This window comes from Marinobacter salexigens, from assembly GCF_002806945.1.
GTDB classification, from domain to species: Bacteria; Pseudomonadota; Gammaproteobacteria; order Pseudomonadales; family Oleiphilaceae; genus Marinobacter; species Marinobacter salexigens.
This window is the reverse complement of the sequence record NZ_NIHC01000004.1, coordinates 414,774-432,702: the sequence shown is the minus strand read 5'-3', so window position 1 is coordinate 432,702 and position 17,929 is coordinate 414,774. Positions and strand designations below refer to the sequence as shown.

Here is a 17,929-nt window from a genome sequence, read left to right as displayed (position 1 = left end):
CTTACTTCTCTTCGGTTTGTGCAGCCTGGTCATCAGAGCCTTTTACAGGCTTTTTACGCAGACGAATGTTCAGCTCACGCAGCTGCTTTTCATCTACCTCACCCGGCGCTTGAGTCATCAGGCAGGTTGCGCTCTGGGTTTTCGGGAAGGCAATCACATCGCGAATCGAACTCGCGCCCGTCATCAACATCAGCAGTCGGTCCAGGCCGAAAGCCAAACCACCATGGGGGGGGCAACCGTACTTGAGTGCGTCCAGAAGGAACCCGAACTTGGCGCGAGATTCTTCTTCACTGATGCCCAAAATCCGGAACACTTCCTGCTGCATTTTATCACTGTGGATACGAACAGAACCGCCACCCAGCTCGGTGCCGTTAAGAACCATATCGTAAGCACGGGACAAAGCCGTTTCCGGTTTAGCAGCCAATTCTTCAGGGCTGCAGCTTGGCGCTGTGAAGGGGTGGTGAATAGCGGTCAAACCGCCATCCGGCAGAACCTCAAACATCGGGAAGTCCACAACCCACATTGGCGCCCACTCACTGGTCAGCATATCCAGGTCGTGTCCCACCTTGATTCGCAGCGCGCCCAGCGCTTCGTTAACCACTGTCGTCTTGTCTGCGCCGAAGAACACAATATCGCCGTCTTCTGCACCGGTACGCTCGATTACAGCCATTGCAACATCATCGCCCAGGAACTTCACGATGGGTGATTGCAGACCTTCAACGCCTTTGGACAGCTCGTTGACCTTGATGTACGCCAGGCCCTTAGCACCGTATATGCCCACATATTTGGTGTACTCATCGATCTGCTTACGGCTCAGCTCGCCACCTTTGGGTACCCGCAGAGCTGCCACGCGACCTTTCGGGTCGTTTGCCGGGCCTGCAAACACCTTGAAATCAACACCGGCAACCAGATCACCCACATCCTGAAGCTCAAGCGGGATACGCAAGTCCGGCTTGTCACTGCCGAAGCGATCCATAGCTTCTGCATAGGGCATGCGTGGGAATTCCGGCAACTCAACGCCCATGACGTCTTTGAACAGGGCACGAATCATGTCCTCGTTCAGGTTCATCAGATCTTCTTCGTTAACGAATGACGCCTCGATGTCTACCTGGGTAAATTCAGGCTGACGATCTGCACGCAAGTCCTCATCACGGAAGCACTTGGCAATCTGGTAGTAGCGATCTACACCAGACACCATCAGCATCTGCTTGAACAGCTGAGGCGATTGCGGAAGCGCAAAGAAAGAACCTTCGTGGGTGCGGCTCGGCACCAGATAATCACGGGCGCCCTCCGGCGTTGCGCGGGTCAGGATGGGGGTTTCCACATCCATGAAGCCGTTACTGTCGAGGTAGTTGCGGATATAGCTGGTTACCCGTGAACGAAAGCGCAGGCGGTTCAGCATTTCCGGGCGGCGCAGATCCACAAAGCGATAGCGCAGGCGCACATCTTCGCCAACGTCTACATGCTCGTCGAGCGGGAATGGAGGTGTGGCTGCGGCGTTCAGGATGGTGACTTCCTTGCCGAGCATTTCAACCTGGCCCGTAGGCATATTGCTGTTTTCAGTGCCTGCAGGGCGACGGCGCACCAGGCCTTTAATCTTCACCACATACTCACTACGCACTTTCTCTGCAAGCGCAAAGCTTTCCTCGGTGTCCGGATCTACCACAACTTGCGCAATACCATCGCGGTCACGCAAATCCAGGAAGATAACCCCACCGTGATCGCGGCGGCGGTGTACCCATCCGCAGAGTGTAACTTCCTGATCGATGTGAGATTCATTGATCCCACCGCAATAATGACTGCGCATACCGGTTCCCGTAGTGTCTGGTGTTTTGGATTAATGTTGATGTTCGATTCAGCGTGCAAGCAAGCGGGCGTATGGGCTTTCCGAAACACGCTGTGAATACCTCCCTGTACGCTCGGCTCCGCCATCCATGGCTCCGCACGGTTTCGGAAAGCCCATACGCCCGCTTGCCGCTAACTTTATTCCTGCCTGCCAATAAAACTGGCAAGAGAGTTTCTCAAAAAGAGGCTTATTATAAACATATTGGTTACGAAAATCAGGCATGTTTCCCGCAAGACAGCTGGCACTGAAATTTATGTGCCAGGCAACCAATGGCGGGTTCCCTCACTGGTAACAGACGGCTAGACTACGGCACTCACCTATTGCTGGAGCCCTAACCTTGTCAACCAGAGCCGAGCAGAAGCTTCTCACCCGGCGTTCACTAATGGATGCCGCCCTGGCGCAACTGAGCCCGGATCGCGGATTCGGGAGTCTTAGCCTACGGGAAGTCGCCCGTGAGGCAGGCATTGCGCCAACGTCTTTCTACCGTCACTTTGCGGATCTTGATGAGCTGGGGCTGGTACTCGTGGACGAAGGTGGCGTAGCTCTGAGGCAACTGATGCGACAGGCTCGCAAACGCATTGCCCGTGATGGCAGCGCCATCTCAACCTCCATCGAAACCTTTATGGAGTATCTTGACAAAAACTCCAACCTGTTCAGGTTGATGCTTCGGGAGCGAACCGGGGGCTCCAAGCCGTTCCGAACCGCCATTAAAGCCGAGATTGATCATTTCGTGACGGAATTGGCCGATGACCTTCGGCGCTTTGCGGAAGAGCGGGATAAGCCCTTGTCTGATGCCCGCGTGGTTGCAGAAGCTATGGTAACGCTGGTGTTTAACCAGGGTGCAGATGCACTGGACGCAACGCCCAAAGAGCGCGAAGAATTAAAGATCAAACTGAAAACCGAGCTCAGAATGATCCTTATTGGCTCGCAAATGATGGCTAAGCACGCATCAATCCGGTAACCGGCGCCATTAGCAACCTGAACTGATCAAGCGACGCCAAGTTCTGACAACACTGGAACAAGCGCCTGCTTCACCTTGGCAAGCCGTCCCTCATCGTAGGGAACCGGTGGTTGCTTTCCCCAAACCGGGCCCGGCCATGCCGGATCACCCTCGAAGCGAACAATATGATGTAGGTGCAACTGGGGCACCATGTTGCCGAGGGCTGCGACGTTCATCTTATCGCCTCCGAAAACCGCCATCATGCCACGGCTCAGAGCCGACGACTCTCGAAGCAACAGGTGCTGCTGCTCGGGGTTGAGTTCGTATATTTCCCGAATGCCTGCAACCGCAGGTACCAGGATAACCCAGGGCCAGGCTTGATCGTTCATCAAAAGGATTTCACACAGCTTGCTGCGACCCAAGCTGATGGTGTCGGCTGCCAGCCGTTCGTGAAGACGAAATTCCTGACCTTGTATCATCGCTGGCTCCGTGTTTCCCCCTGCGGGCAGATCATCACGACTGGAATTGGTTACGTCCGCGACCAATCGCGTAGTAAATCAACCCGTGGCGATCCAGTATTTCCGGTTCGTAAAGATTGCGACCATCAAATATAACAGGCTCACGCAGTGTTGATTTGATGGCATCAAAATCTGGCGAGCGAAACTCTTTCCACTCAGTGCAGATTGCCAACACGTCCGCGCCGCGAAGGGTCTGTTCTTTGGTGCCACACAGGGTTAAATCTGCACGATCGCCATAGATGCGCTGGGTTTCTTCCATGGATTCCGGATCAAACGCCTGAACCGTGGCGCCGGCCTTCCATAGATCTTCCATCAAGGTGCGGGCTGAGGCTTCACGCATATCATCGGTATTCGGCTTGAATGCCAGCCCCCAGATTGCCACAACCTTGCCCTTCAGGTCGCCATCAAAATAGTGGCTGATCTTGTCAAAAAGAACATGCTTCTGAGCGTAGTTCACTTCCTCTACCGCATTGAGCAAGCGCGCATCATAGCCACAGCTTGCCGCTGTACGTGCCAGAGCCTGAACGTCTTTAGGGAAGCAGGACCCGCCGTAGCCGCAGCCGGGGTAGATAAAGTGGTAGCCGATTCGGGGGTCTGAACCTATGCCGCGGCGAACCGCTTCAATATCAGCACCCAGGCGCTCAGCCAGATTGGCAATCTCGTTCATAAAGCTGATTTTGGTGGCCAGCATGGAGTTGGCGGCGTACTTGGTTAGCTCAGCAGAACGAATATCCATGAAGATCATGCGATCATGGCTGCGGTTGAACGGGTAATACACTTCCCGAAGCAGATCCGCGGCCTTTTCGCTGTCTGTGCCAATCACGATGCGGTCAGGCTTCATGAAATCGTTGATTGCTGCGCCTTCTTTCAGGAATTCAGGGTTGGAGACCACATCGAACTCTAGATCCAAGCCACGGCTGTCGAGCTGCGCCTGCACTGCCGCTTGCACTTTGTCGCCTGTCCCAACAGGTACTGTGGATTTGTCCACAACGACTTTATAATCTTCCATGTACTGACCGATAGACTTGGCTACGGCCGTAACGTACTGCATATCGGCAGAGCCATCTTCATCAGGGGGCGTGCCCACAGCAATGAACTGCAGGGCGCCGTGCTTGACGGCTTCCTCAACATCTGTAGTGAACTCCAGCCGCCCGGCGTCTACGTTGTGCTTTACGATGTTATCGAGACCTGGCTCAAAAATGGGAATCTGGCCATTCTTCAGCTTGTCGATCTTTGCCAGATCAACATCCATGCAAAGTACTTCGTGGCCAACGTCTGCCAGGCAGGCTCCAGTCACTAGCCCAACATAACCCGTACCAAAAATCGTTATTTTCATCCTTTAAATCCCGACATTATCAATGTGATCAAAATTGTTTTTTACTGACCGGAAGCGGCTTTTTTCTTTTGCCAAATTGCTTCCCACGCCAGCGCAGTGCCCACAATCGTGTCCAGATCGTCATAAGCAGGCTGCCAGCCCAGAGTCTCTTTAATCAATGCGTTATCAGCCATCAACGCTGCCGGATCTCCAGCACGGCGACCGACTTCAACGGCCGGAAAATCAACGCCAGACTGTTTGCGCACCACATCAATGACTTCTCGCACAGTAAAACCGCGACCGTAACCACAGTTCAGTATCTTTGATTCACCACCCTTGGCCATATAATCGAGCGCCATAACGTGGGCACTGGCAAGATCTTCAACGTGAATGTAGTCCCGCACACAGGTGCCGTCTTTGGTGTCGTAATCTGTGCCGAATATACTCATTCCGTCCCTCTGGCCGGTAACACATTCGCACGCGACCTTGATCAGGTGGGTCGCTTCCGGGGTAGCTTGCCCCAGCAGGCCATCGGGGTTGGCACCGGCTACGTTAAAGTAGCGGAGAATAACGTAATCAAGACCGGACGCCGCTGCATAGTCTGTGATCATCCGCTCGCTCATCATTTTCGAGGCGCCATACGGGTTGATCGGGTCCAATGGCAGATCTTCAGTAAGCACTGTCTGCTCGGGCATTCCGTACACAGCAGCCGTTGAAGAAAACACCATGTACGGCACTTTGTACTTATCAACCGCTTTGAGAAGATTCAGCGTGTTGCGGGTGTTATTGCTGTAATACTTGAGTGGGTTGGAAACAGACTCAGGCACGACGATATTTGCTGCGAAGTGCAGAACTGCCTCAAACTGGTGATCGGAAAACACCCGGTCAATTTCGGCTTCGTTGGCCAGGTCACCCACAACCAACTCCCCGGCAGTTACAGCCCAGCGGTAGCCCGTTGAGAGATTATCGAACACAACGATATCATGGCCAGCTTCGGCCAACTGACGCACCACATGGCTGCCGATATATCCGGCGCCGCCGGTTACGAGCACTTTCATACAGAACTACTCCTTCCCTGAATGCTGTTTGCGCCGCTGCCGGATTTCGGCCCGCCTACGGCTGAAAAAGTCACTGATCACCTGGCTGCACTCATTCTGAAGAATGCCACCCACCGTTTCCACCTGCCAGTTAAATTGCGGCTCATCCAGTGTGCGTCGGGCAGATTCAACTGCACCAGCCTTAGGCTCGAGAGCGCCATATACAAGTCGGCTGATTCGGCTGTGTACTATTGCGCCAACACACATGGTGCAAGGTTCCAGGGTTACATATAGCGTTGCACCGGTGAGGCGATAATTCCCGATTCTCGCTGCTGCATCGCGCAAGGCACAAATTTCTGCGTGAGCAGTTGGGTCACAACCTGTAATTGGCTCATTGAAGCCTGTACCCAACTCTTTTCCATCCCGAACCACAACAGCGCCAACCGGCACCTCGCCCAAAGATGCACCCTGGTTTGCCAGCGTAAGCGCCCGCGCCATCCAGTATTCATCGGTGTTCTGTGTTTCCGGCATAAACGCGGCTCTGCTGAAAGCAGCCCTGTATAGATATGATGCTGGCTGGCCCAATAAGCGCCACGAAAATACCATTAATCGGCTTTTTTACCAAGCAAACCGGGTAAGCCAAGCCATCTTTGCGGCCCTTCTGACTATGGGTGAACGATTCCCCGACGATAAATGGCAAATAACCCTGGTGCAGCTTGGCGCATTTGCGCCATATCACCAGAGATTAGCGACTGCATGATCAATCCCTGAACCGTGCCTATAAACAAAGTGGCTGCGGCTTGGTTATCGAGCTCAGGGGGCAACTCCCCGCGGGATTTTGCCGCATTCAAAAGACCATTCAAGCGCTCTGAGTATTGCTTGATCAGTTCGTGGGCCAGCCGCTTTGCCGGCGTTGGCTTGGCACCCTGAAGCTCACCAAAAAGCATGCGGGGCGCCCCGGGATGCTCAGAAACAAAAGCTATGTGGGCCATGAACATGGCCTGCATTGCTTCAAGAGGCGACTCTATTCCCTCTGCGGCTTTCTCGATGCGCGTCATCAGTCGCTCAGCCACCCATCTCATAACGGCCTGCCAAATTGCCTCCTTGTTCGGGAAATGCCGAAAGAGCGCTCCTTGGGTCAACTTCATGTGCCTGGCTATGGCTGCTGTTGTTATATCACCCGGGTTTGTTGAGGCAGCAAGATCAATCACGGCCTCCACCGTCACGTTACGACGCTCGTCGGCAGGAAGGTTCTTTTGTCTTATCTTTTCCATTGTTCCCTCTTCGGGCTATTCGTTCTCAGCAGGTTCATTTCTTGTCCACCCCCAATCATCAAACAACACATACACAGCGGGAATCATCACCAGCACCAGAACAGTGGTTGCAAGCAGGCCGAACACCACCGAAATCACGAGGGGTTTGATAGCGGCTGACTGCACACTGGTTTCAGCCAGCAAGGGCAATAATCCTGCGATGGTAGTAGTAGACGTGATGAGGATGGCCCGCAGCCTGTCACGACTTGCCTGCCCCGCCGCAACAACCGCACTCACCCCCTTGCCACGGTGCTCTTTGATGAACTGAACCAGCAGAATGGAATCGTTAACCACGATTCCAGCCAGCGACGCAGCACCGATCATAGACGGCATGGAAATGTACCAGCCCAGCAGCACATGCCCCCATAACGCGCCCACGAACGCCATCGGAATCGCCAGCATTACAATCAGCGGTTCGGCATAACTGCGGAACTGGAACGACAGTATTACAAATACACCCAGCAACCCGATCAACAACCCCCGGGCGATGGAGCCACCGGTTTCTGCTGAACGGGCCACCTGCCCCTCGAAACTGACCTCAACATTCGGGTGACGCTGTTTTAATTCCGCCAACCATTCACCCTGCATATCGTTTACAACGGCTTGAGCACTCGCCTTGCTCGCATCCACATTGGCCTGAACTGTCACTGTGCGCTGACCGTCAACGCGAGTAATCATGGCCCAATCGCGCTGATCATGAATATCGGCCACAACTTCCAGCGGCATCTGGCGGCCATCGGGCAGCAAAATGGTTTGATCAGCAAGATCGTCCAGGCTGGATCTGTCACCCTCCGCCTGGCGAACCAGAACCTCAACATCACGCCTGCCAATACGCTGGGTGTCGGCAATCTCCCCCAGAAATGCCGCACGCAATTGTGATGCAACCATTTCTGCGGTCAGCCCTGACGCAGCGGCACCTTCTTTGAGAGAAAATGTTCGTTGTGGTTTGCCGGGGCGAAGATCGTCGATGATGTTATAAACGGCATCATAACCGTTCAGGTGATCGCCCACGTCCAGAGCAGCTGCCTTGAGATCGTCAAGACTCGACCCCTGCAGTCGCACTTCGATGGGTATGCCGGCGGGGCCGAAACCCGGCTCCTGAATAATCAGACTTGAAAGCCCGGGGATAACACCGATCTGTTTGCGCCAGGCAACTGTCAGCTCATCCAGTGTCATGGTTCGCACCTCGGCACTGAGCAGATCGACCATCACCGTCGCAACGTGAGCACCGGTCTCCTGAGCGCTGGGGTTGTAATTGAAACGCACCTGGATCGCATTCACCAGCGCGGCTTCGTCAGGTTGCTCAGGCGTCAGGGTATCATTGAGATGCCACATGGCGTCTGCAACCTGAGTGGCAGCCATTTCTGTGCGCTCCAGTGGCGAGCCCTGAGGCAGCAAAAGCCGTGCTTCCAGCGTGTCGCCGTCAAGATCCGGCATGGCTTCTGTGCTTACATGACCGCCCCTCATAAAGCCAGCGGTACCCAGCAAGATGAACAACACACCACCCAGCACAGCATACCGCCAGCGCACGGCTGTATCTGCCAGCCTGCCGACGCGGTCCTGGAAAGCCTCAAAGTGTCGGTCAAAGGCGGTGCGAAAACGGGTTTGTGTTGGCGCTTGTATGGATAAAATACTGCCTCTGAGATGATGCGGCAAAATCCAGAGAGCCTCGATAAGGCTTGCGAACAAGGCAGCAATCAGAACCACCGGCAGCACTTTGAGCACCGAGCCCAATTCCCCCACAAGAAACGCCAGAGGCGCAAATACCCAGACGGTCGTGAGAAAAGAGGATACCACCCCGGGCAACACCTGCCGTGTGCCTTCCACTACCGCGTCCAGAGGCGAAGCGCCTGCGCGGGCCTGAACCGCAATGTTATCGGCGATGACTACGGCATCGTCCATTACGATACCAATCGCCATCAACAGTGCCACCAGAGTGATCATATTCAAGGATAAGCCGGCCAGGCTCATCATAAAAAACGCACCTGCAAAGGCCACGGGCAGGCCCAGAACGGCCCAGAGGGCGAGGCGTGGGCGGAAAAACAGACCCAGAACCACAATCAGCAACGCAAGCCCTGCTATGCCATTGCCCACCAGCATTTCGAGGCGATCCCGGACAATACTGGTCATGTTCTGGGTAAGGGTCAGCTGCAAAGGCCCGCCGATACGCTGGCTCTCAGCATCTATCAACGTCGTCAGCCCCTCCAGCACATTCAACGAGTCATCACGAAGGGTTTTGCTGACTTCCAGCACGATCGCGCGCTGGTTATTGAAATGAATCTTAGCTTCCGGCTTTTCCCCGGCTTCCCGCAGTGTAGCGATCTGGCCCAGGGTAAGCTCACCACCGCCCCTGCCTGAAACCACCACGAGATCTGAAAGCTCCTGCAGGCTGCGCCGCTGGTCGGTAAAACGCAGCAAAATGTCGCGATCCGAAGTCTCCAGTGTGCCCAGCGGCACATCAATGCTCTGTTGCCGAAGCCGCATTCCCAGATCACTGGCCGACAACCCATACTGCGCCAGCAAAGCCCGTGACACCTCTACCTGCCACTGGCGCTGGGAAAGCCCCTGCAGAGTAACCTGGGCCACGCCGGGCAACGCCATGATGCGTTCTTCAAGCTGCAGTGCGTAATCTTCCAGCCTATTGGGTGCCATATCGCCGTGGACGGCAACGGCCGCTACCAAATCACTGCGATGCAGTTCCCGCACCACCGGCCTTTCGGCTCGTGCAGGCAGATCAGTAAGCGCATTGACTTCAGTGTCGATGTCACTCAGAAAACGGATCGAATCCCCGGCAGCCTCCATGGAGACAACAGCACGGGCCAGGTTATCCTGTGCCACACACTTTATTTCGTCCAGGTAATCAACACCTTTAACCACATCGTACAGACGTCCGCAGATGGCATCCTCCACGTCTGCTGCACTGGCTCCACGGTAAACAACGTCGATACTGACCTCAACGGGCCGGTAGTCCGGAAAGGTTTCCCGCTTGAGGTTTGGTGCCGCAAACAGCCCAGCCGCCAGCAGTAATAACAACAGCAGATTGGAAGCTGTGGGGTGGCCTGCAAACCAGCGGATCATTGCGCTGCACCCGAAGCCAGCTGCTTAAGCTGTTGTTCAAGATCCTTGTTACGATGTGGCTCGACTTTCATGCCCGCAATGGCGGGCACGGGGTCATCAGTGATTAACAACTCGCCGACCGCAAGACCGTCCTCTATAACGGCCAGGCCATTCTGCTGGAAAGCCACCGCAACCGGACGCCTTTGCAGCAAGTTATCTTCGCCCAGCAAGTAAACCTCCCCCTGGTGCAGCGCGGAAGACGGTATCGCCAGCAAAGATTGAGGGCTTTCGACAGCAAAGCTGACTTGCACGTGCATATCACGCTGAAGTGCAGGGCGTTGAGGCGCACTGGCAAGACTGTAAGGCTCGTCTACCGTAACCACCACACGCCCACTGCGGGTGCCTGGGTCCAGGCCACTTGCCACCCTGCTAACGGTTGCAGGCCAACGCATACCGGGAAATCCGGTCAGTTCAACTTCACTATGAATGGCCGGAAAATCGATGCGTTCGGTGATATCCAGCGCCGTCTGCGGCGAATCAACCGGTGTCGAAACCGCCATCATAAGCCTGCGCAACATGGCCAGGGGCACCTGGGCCTCAACCTCCGCTTGTTCAATGCTGTCGGCAAGAAACAGCGGTTGCCCGAGGGCTGCGTATTGGTGTTCTTCCACTTCCACAGAACGCACACGCAGGTCATAGGGGGCAACAAAGCGCGTATCCTCAAGATCCTGACGCCGCTGTTCCAGGCGCGTGTTAGCCCGCTGTATCTGAGCATCAAGATATTGCTGCCTTGAGGGCAACAGGGAGAGCTGATTGTCCAGTGACTGAACAAGCTGGCGCTGCGCCAGGGTGGCCCGGCGCTGCTCATCCATTCTCGATCGCGATACGGCGCCAGTCTCAAGGAGCCGTGCAATCCGGTCGAGTTCATCTTCAGACAACTGCAGCCGCTCACTTTCCAGTTCCAGCAGGTGGCGGGTATTTCGTGTTTCTGCCTCAAGCTGAGACTGCTCCGCCATCAGCGAGGCCAGTTCGGCTTCCGTCTCGGCAATCGCCAACTGATAGCGCCCCGGATCCAGTGCTAACAACAGGGTGCCGGCTGGCAGCAAAGTACCGCTATTGAGCTCCGGATGACGATGAACAACGCGCCCGGCGACGTTGGCAACGGCCTGCCAGGTTTGTACTGGCTGAGTAATGCCAAAGCCGCGCGCAGTCAGAGCGAACGGCATGGTTTGTACTTCTATAACCGTCAGCGCCAAAGGCGGTGCACTCAATTCGCTGTGTGCCGGCCTCTCCTTCAAGAAAACAAGAACCGCCATCAGGAGAACTCCGCCCAACAGGCCGATTAAAGCCACCATCTTTGTATTATTGAACCGCCCGCTGGCCATTGGATTCTCGCTTTTATAAATTGCTCGACATAAAGATAGTAATTGACCACTATCTTTTCTGCAAACAAGGAGGCCTATTGGTTTTGTGGGGGCGAAACAATTGCTCGAGGTCGCCCCCAGGTCTCGGGAGCAAAGATGTTTAATACAGATCAGTTCAGGGCGAGTTGGCCAGCGCTACGATCACAGCTCAGGAATTCGGAGCTGGCCAGCCATTCCGAGTCCGGATAGTAAGTAAACAGGTATTGATTCTCTTTAAGACTGTCGATCAGCTTTCCGGCGATCTCCTGGCGAACTGCCGGGCAGCCGTGGCTGCGGCCCAAACGACCCGTTTTTTCAATGAAGCTCTCGCTGACATAATCGGCGCCGTGAATCACGATGGCGCGCTGATACGCGAGATCATTGACGCCGGACTCCAAACCCTCAAGGCGCAAGGAATAGCCGTTCCTGCCGTGATAACTATTGAGAGTGCGGAACAAACCAATGCTGGATTGATGGCTTTCCGGCACATTGGAGAACTGGCTGGCCATGGCATTGCCGGATCCCTGGCCGTGAGAAACCAGTTCCTTGAACAAGAGCACCTCATTCTTAAGATCAAACACCCAAAGACGGGACTGCTTAGACGGCAAAGAGAAGTCGATGACCGCTAAACGCTCAGCATCGGGCGCAGCGCAAGATATGGCTCGGGCCGCCAGCTGCAGAACATGGGGGTTGGCTTGAGGTGCCAGCCTGACAAGTGTTTTATCGAGCTGCAATGGGTGCTCTGTAGAATGCACGGAAGCTGTCCCAGCTTGATAGTCGCTAGCCAACGCAGGCAAATTGCCGAGCAAGAGCTGGCTGCAGAAAACTGTACCAAAAAGCCATCGGCTCAGGACATTCGTGGGCATTAAGAAAACCTGTATTGAGATCGGGTAGTATTATAACCATAAGTTTCGTAATGGAAAGGCTCTGTCAGCACCATACAGGAGAGGGAGATGGCTGTCGGTATTCGCTTAATGACTATAAGTCTATCAATCATGCTGTTGCTTCATCCAACACCATCCGCCCACGCCTATGAACGCGATCGAGCATTGCTGGAAGCGCTCGCAAACCGTTTGCCGACCGAGCAGGCTATCGTGCAAGACTTTTATGCCGCCAGAGAGGGCCGCCCTGCGTGGATACAAACCGAAGCCGTTACCGGATTTTCCTCTGCGCTCAGCACGGTGGAAAACGACGGTTTAAACGCTGCGGATTATCGGCCGGCTGCTCTGATATCAATGCATCGCGAGCTTCAAACTGCCGCCGCAACCCTGGAAGATCAAATCCAGTTTGAATTGCGCGCCAGCCGTCTGCTCCTAACGGTACTCCACCACCTTCAGCGCGGTAAAGTTGACCCCTACAGCGTTGATCCGGAATGGGAAACGCCCATCATAGCCGCACCACTGAACCTGCCAGCAATATCCCGGGCGATAGATGCGCAGCGCTTCGAGCAAGCCTTTGCTCTGGCACGGCCCGGAGCGGCGCCTTATCAGCGCCTGCGTGCGGGGCTGGCGCAATATCGCCATCTGGAGCGACAAGGTGGCTGGCCCGAACTCCCTAACCGCCAGCAGTCACTCAGGCCCGGTGACATTCATAAGGATGTGGCTCTGCTGCGCCAACGACTAACGATCACCGGCGAACTTGCCGTCGCTGACGCGGATAAGTTGGCGGCCACACCAACCAATCATAGCCTGCCTGAAACCTATGAATACGACGAAGATCTTGTCAATGCAGTACGACGCTTCCAGCAACACCACCTTCTTGAGGAAGATGGAATCGTTGGCAGACAAACCCGGGCCGCAATGAACGTTCCGGTCACTGTGCGTATCAATCAGATTCGGGCAAATCTGGAGCGTGCCCGCTGGATGCTGCACGGCGAAGCGGACAATTTTGTGCTGGTGGATATCGCGGGTTATCGCATCAGCTATTTCCGGCCCAATGGCAAAATATGGCGCTCCCGCATCGTGGTGGGCCAACCCTACAGGCGCACGCCATCACTGCGTTCAGCGATTACCCACCTGACAATCAATCCAACCTGGACAGTGCCGCCCACTATATACAGCGAAGATATGCTGCCCAGGATACGTAACGACCTCAACTACCTGGACCGACAAAACATTCGCGTGCTCAACTTCTCTGGCCAGTGGCTGGATCCTGATTCCATTGACTGGTGGAACCCGGGCGGCATTATGCTGCGCCAGGATCCAGGGCCGACAAACGCCTTGGGGCAAGTGGTACTGCGCTTTCCCAACAATCACTCGGTGTATCTGCACGATACGCCGAGCCAGGGGTTGTTTTCGCGCCAACAGCGTGCGTTCAGCTCTGGCTGCATCCGAGTCCAAGGAGTGCGAGAACTCGCGCGACTGCTTTTTGAAGACACTGGCACCGCAGCCGATATTGATTCATTGATTGCCGAAGGCAAAACCCGCCAGGTTCATCTGAAACGGTCGGTTCCGGTCACTCTGCACTACTGGACCGTCCACCCCGGCACGGACGGCGAGCTGGTTTTCCGCCCCGATGTCTATCAGCACGACGCAAGCTTACTCAGGGCACTTGACCGGCCCCTGACGCTCAGTAAATAAGCGGAACAAACCGAAAGCCGGCGAACTTTTTTTGCTCAGTGCTGCCGTCCTTACGCTTGAAGATGACAACCATGTCATTCTGAACAGGGATCACCATGATGCCGCCAGGCTTGAGTTGATCAACCAGCTCAGAAGGCAGCTCTTCTGCGGCGGCAGATACCAGGATTTTGTCGAACGTCTGCCCTGGAATACCCAGGGCCTCGCCGGCTAACTCCAGCCTGATATTGGTAAACGGGTATTTTTCGAGATTGCTACGGGCCAGATCCAGGAGTTCAGGAAGCAGCTCAACCCCTGTCACAAAACCTGATTTTGCAGCTTGGGCCAGGAGCGCAGTGCTCCAGCCCGAACCACAACCTATGTCCAGAATATGATCGCTTTCTCCAAGCTCAAGAAGTTCCAGCATAAATGCAACGGTGTAAGGCTGGGAGATCGTCTGCCCTGCCCCGATGGCAAGTGGATGATCTTCATAGGCCTCATCCTGCAAGCTTGGGCTGACAAAGTCTTTGCGGTCAATGGCATTAAAACTCTCGATCAGTAGAGGGGATTTGAGCGCCCCACGCTGCTGCAGATACTGAGAGAGCTCGTAATGACTCTTCATCTTTTTCTCCTGTATGGCGCTGCCCCAATCACAGGACAATCCTCGCACTCCCCTTTGAATTCAGCCATCTCATCTCACCTTATATTGACTTGAATCAATGAATGGGATTCCAACCCGTGCATGGTGAGATAGGCCATAGTTGTGGCTGGCAGCTTTGCACCATCAAAGGAGAGAGCGTCATGAAAGCAATGGTATTTCACGGGCCTGGCAAACGCAGCTGGGAAGATAAACCAAAGCCAATAATTGAAAACCCCACGGATGCGGTGGTTCGCATCACACACACGACCATCTGCGGTACCGACTTGCACATCCTGAAAGGCGACGTGCCTGCAGTCACCCCCGGCCGTATTCTGGGTCACGAAGGCCTTGGCGTTGTAGAACAGGTCGGTCAAGGCTTAAGCAACATCAAGGTTGGAGACGAAGTGCTGATCTCCTGCGTTACCTCCTGTGGCCGCTGCGACTACTGTAAGCGCGGCGTCTATGCCCATTGCCGTGACGGAGGCTGGATTCTGGGCCACCTGATCGACGGAACCCAAGCGGAATACGTTCGCATACCCCATGCGGATAACAGCCTTTATCTGCTGCCGGACGATATGGATCGCGCTGCAGCCGTAATGCTCAGCGACATTCTGCCCACCGGGCACGAAATTGGCGCCCTCAACGGTGAAGTAAAACTCGGTGACACAGTCGCCATAGTCGGTGCTGGCCCCATTGGATTAGCCGCCCTGATGACCTCGCGCTTTTACTCACCCGCGCGAATAATCATGGTCGACCCGGACGAAAATCGCCTGGCCATGGCCAAGATGCTCGGCGCCACAGACACCATAGCCAGCGACCCAATTGAAGCCATCAACAAGCTGACTGATGGCGAAGGGGTCGACGTTGCCATGGAGGCGGTGGGCATCCCCGAAACCTTTGATGTCTGCCAGAGCATTGTGCGCGCAGGCGGCCATGTTGCCAATATAGGGGTGCACGGCAAGAGCGTTGAGTTCAAGCTGCAGGACTTGTGGATCAAGAACATAACATTGCGCACGGGCCTGGTGAATACGGACACCATTCCTGTATTGATGAGAGTAGTGGAAAGTGGCGGTGTCAAGCCAGAAGATTTGGTCACTCACCGCTTCAAGCTTGACGAAATAGAAAAGGCTTACGACATCTTCAGCGAAGCGGCAAAAGAGCAAGCTATCAAAATGCTGTTAACGGCTGAGTAAGTGCCTGAAGCCGATTGCCACCCGAGGAGAAGACTCACAACGCAGAATCTGCGTTGTGAGTTTATGAATGCTGAAAATCCAACATCGCTTGTGCAGGCAAAGCCTTACTAAAATAATAACCCTGAGCAGTATCACATCCTAATTCACGCAACAAGCCAAGCTGCTGGCCCGTCTCTACCCCCTCTGCCACAACACGCAACCCCAGGCTATGAGCCATTGCTATAGCTGCGATTATCAGGTCCCGATCCTCCCTGTTTCTGGTAATCCCGCTAACAAAGCTACGATCAACCTTCAGCACATCGAACTTATACTGTCGCAAATAGCTTAAAGATGAATACCCTGTTCCGAAGTCATCCATAGATAACTTGATGCCTAGCCGATGAAGTGCGTTCAGTGAATCATCTACATACGACTGGCCCGCCATCAACACGCCTTCAGTAATCTCGAATTCCAGGCATTCGGGCGCTACATTTTCATCTCTGAGACATTTTTCGACATAACCAACCAGCTCTTTATCCCTGAATTGGCGGGGAGACAGGTTTACCGCCATTATGTAGCTCCGCTCGTTCAAGCTCCTCCACTCGACCAAAAACCTGAGCGCTTGCTGAATAACATATCTTCCAAGAGGCACAATTAAGCCGGTATGTTCCGCGATAGGGATGAACTCATCTGGCCCTACACTTCCTAAAGCCGGATTATGCCAGCGCAGTAATGCCTCTGCGCCAATCATATCGCCACTTTGGACGTCGAACTTAGGCTGGTAGTAAACCTCAAATTCATTACGTTCCAATGCGCCATGCAATTGCTCTTCCACCTCCAGTCGGCGAACAATCATGTCATTCATTGTTTTTGTAAAAAACGAAAACGTGTTTCGTCCAGAGGCTTTGGCCTGGTACATGGCGGTATCGGCATTACGCAACAAGTCAGTGGCGGTATTACCATTTTCCGGATAAACAGCAACACCAATGCTTGTTGTCAGAATCAGCTCTCTGCCATCAATTCTGAAAGGCTCTCGAAAAACATCCAGCAAATTTTCTACAACATGAACTGCGTCGTAACCGTCGTTCAGTGACCGCAATAAAACGATAAATTCATCACCGCCCAAACGACCCACTTGATCGGACTTTCGGACCGTCAGACTCAACCTGTTAGCGGCCTCAACCAGCAGTTTATCTCCTACCTCATGACCCAAGGAGTCGTTAACCTTTTTGAAATCATCTATATCCAGAAATACGACGGCAGCTTTCTTCTTTTGCCTCTCCATATCCTTGATCATTTGTGACAAGCGATCAAGGGACAGAAACCGGTTAGGTAGTGAGGTTAAAGCATCAAAATAAGCTTGCCTTTTTATCAGTTCAGACGCCTTATATTGTTCAGTTATATCTCTAACAATAGCGACTACCTGTCTGTGGCTATTCAAGTGCCTGAGCCTGGCCTCGAAGTAACTCGTGCCTTCAGCCAACTCCAGCTCATACTCAAAGCTGGCCACACAATCTTTTTCTATTGACTGGGCAATGTGCGCCTGAAATCTGGACGCAACCTTTTCCGGGAAAACATGTACAACATTACTTCCAACAATCCCATCTCGATTAACGTAAGGCTTTTCAAAATCACCGGCATGGAAGTTTACAATGTGTCCGTTCTCCTTCATCAGCAAAAAAAGATCAGGCGTGGCTTCGTGTACAGCCTTGAGCCAATTGTCCTTCAATGCCGCTTCGGCCTGGGCCTTTTTAACATCAGCCAAGTCAATATCAATGCAATACATTTCGCACTCATTGCGCTCATTTACAAACATTGCATGGCTTGAATAAACGTTTACACCTTGTCCGTTCTTATTACGCAAAACAAGTTCTGAGGCAGGAATTTTAATACCATCAACCACCCACCTCCTGTGGGCAAATATAACTCCTTCACGCATGCTTTCAGGAATAATCAGGTCTTCTAATTTCCCCCCCAGCGCCTCCTCTGAGGTGTATCCATAAAGTAATTCACTGCCTTTATTCCAATATATTACCCTACGCTCCTGATCGTATCCCTGAACAGAAATAGCGTCTACGGCATCAAACAATTGATGGACAGATTCTCTGGTTGCTGGCTGCCCTTTCAACATAT

Annotated in this window: 14 protein-coding genes; 3 read left to right on the top strand and 11 right to left on the bottom strand. The window is 53.9% G+C overall.

The window, feature by feature from the left end; translation table 11 throughout:
- Position 1: 1 nt before the first annotated feature.
- Entirely contained in the window at positions 2-1,807 is a 1,806-nt protein-coding gene (gene aspS / locus CDH47_RS09895) for an aspartate--tRNA ligase (protein WP_100639703.1), read from the bottom strand.
- Positions 1,808-2,183: 376 nt separating this feature from the next.
- Here aspS and fabR point away from each other — a divergent pair, with 376 nt between their 5' ends.
- Positions 2,184-2,807: an HTH-type transcriptional repressor FabR gene (gene fabR, locus CDH47_RS09890; RefSeq protein WP_100639702.1), complete on the top strand. Its 624-nt coding sequence runs from the start codon at positions 2,184-2,186 to the stop codon at positions 2,805-2,807.
- A 26-nt stretch (positions 2,808-2,833) separates the two neighbouring features.
- Here the strand turns inward: fabR and CDH47_RS09885 are convergent, their stop codons facing one another.
- From CDH47_RS09885 to CDH47_RS09850, 8 genes are all read right to left on the bottom strand, one after another.
- Positions 2,834-3,265 (bottom strand): HIT domain-containing protein, encoded by a 432-nt coding sequence (locus CDH47_RS09885; protein WP_100639701.1) that lies wholly within the window; start codon positions 3,263-3,265, stop codon positions 2,834-2,836.
- A gap of 34 nt (positions 3,266-3,299) precedes the next feature.
- Positions 3,300-4,640 (bottom strand): UDP-glucose dehydrogenase family protein, encoded by a 1,341-nt coding sequence (locus tag CDH47_RS09880; RefSeq protein ID WP_100639700.1) that lies wholly within the window; start codon positions 4,638-4,640, stop codon positions 3,300-3,302.
- A 41-nt stretch (positions 4,641-4,681) separates the two neighbouring features.
- Positions 4,682-5,677 carry a UDP-glucose 4-epimerase GalE gene (gene galE / locus CDH47_RS09875; RefSeq protein ID WP_100639699.1) on the bottom strand — a complete coding sequence of 332 codons (996 nt, stop codon included), beginning with the start codon at positions 5,675-5,677 and terminating at the stop codon, positions 4,682-4,684.
- 6 nt (positions 5,678-5,683) lie between these two features.
- A complete protein-coding gene (gene tadA, locus CDH47_RS09870; protein WP_100639698.1) occupies positions 5,684-6,187 on the bottom strand; it encodes a tRNA adenosine(34) deaminase TadA in 504 nt (167 codons plus the stop codon).
- Positions 6,188-6,321: 134 nt separating this feature from the next.
- Positions 6,322-6,930: a TetR/AcrR family transcriptional regulator gene (locus tag CDH47_RS09865; RefSeq protein ID WP_100639697.1), complete on the bottom strand. Its 609-nt coding sequence runs from the start codon at positions 6,928-6,930 to the stop codon at positions 6,322-6,324.
- Positions 6,931-6,945: 15 nt separating this feature from the next.
- Entirely contained in the window at positions 6,946-10,047 is a 3,102-nt protein-coding gene (locus tag CDH47_RS09860) for an efflux RND transporter permease subunit (protein WP_100639696.1), read from the bottom strand.
- Positions 10,044-11,342: an efflux RND transporter periplasmic adaptor subunit gene (locus tag CDH47_RS09855; protein ID WP_205077564.1), complete on the bottom strand. Its 1,299-nt coding sequence runs from the start codon at positions 11,340-11,342 to the stop codon at positions 10,044-10,046. Before CDH47_RS09855 ends, CDH47_RS09860 begins: the two co-directional genes overlap by 4 nt.
- 218 nt (positions 11,343-11,560) lie before the next feature.
- Positions 11,561-12,295, bottom strand: a complete 735-nt coding sequence (locus CDH47_RS09850; protein WP_100639694.1) for a murein L,D-transpeptidase catalytic domain family protein — start codon at positions 12,293-12,295, stop codon at positions 11,561-11,563.
- 87 nt (positions 12,296-12,382) lie between these two features.
- On the opposite strand from CDH47_RS09850, the gene CDH47_RS09845 reads away from it, so the two are divergent.
- Complete coding sequence (locus CDH47_RS09845; protein ID WP_100639693.1) at positions 12,383-14,008, top strand: L,D-transpeptidase family protein; 1,626 nt, start codon at positions 12,383-12,385, stop codon at positions 14,006-14,008.
- On the opposite strand, the gene pcm is transcribed toward CDH47_RS09845, so the two are convergent.
- Positions 13,998-14,606 carry a protein-L-isoaspartate O-methyltransferase gene (pcm, locus tag CDH47_RS09840; protein ID WP_100639692.1) on the bottom strand — a complete coding sequence of 203 codons (609 nt, stop codon included), beginning with the start codon at positions 14,604-14,606 and terminating at the stop codon, positions 13,998-14,000. The two genes, CDH47_RS09845 and pcm, sit on opposite strands and share 11 nt — an antisense overlap.
- Positions 14,607-14,785: 179 nt before the next feature.
- Between pcm and CDH47_RS09835 the strand changes: the two genes are divergently transcribed.
- Positions 14,786-15,817: a zinc-dependent alcohol dehydrogenase family protein gene (locus CDH47_RS09835; RefSeq protein ID WP_100639691.1), complete on the top strand. Its 1,032-nt coding sequence runs from the start codon at positions 14,786-14,788 to the stop codon at positions 15,815-15,817.
- A 61-nt stretch (positions 15,818-15,878) separates the two neighbouring features.
- On the opposite strand, the gene CDH47_RS09830 is transcribed toward CDH47_RS09835, so the two are convergent.
- Positions 15,879-17,927, bottom strand: a complete 2,049-nt coding sequence (locus CDH47_RS09830; RefSeq protein WP_100639690.1) for a sensor domain-containing protein — start codon at positions 17,925-17,927, stop codon at positions 15,879-15,881.
- Positions 17,928-17,929 lie beyond the last annotated feature (2 nt).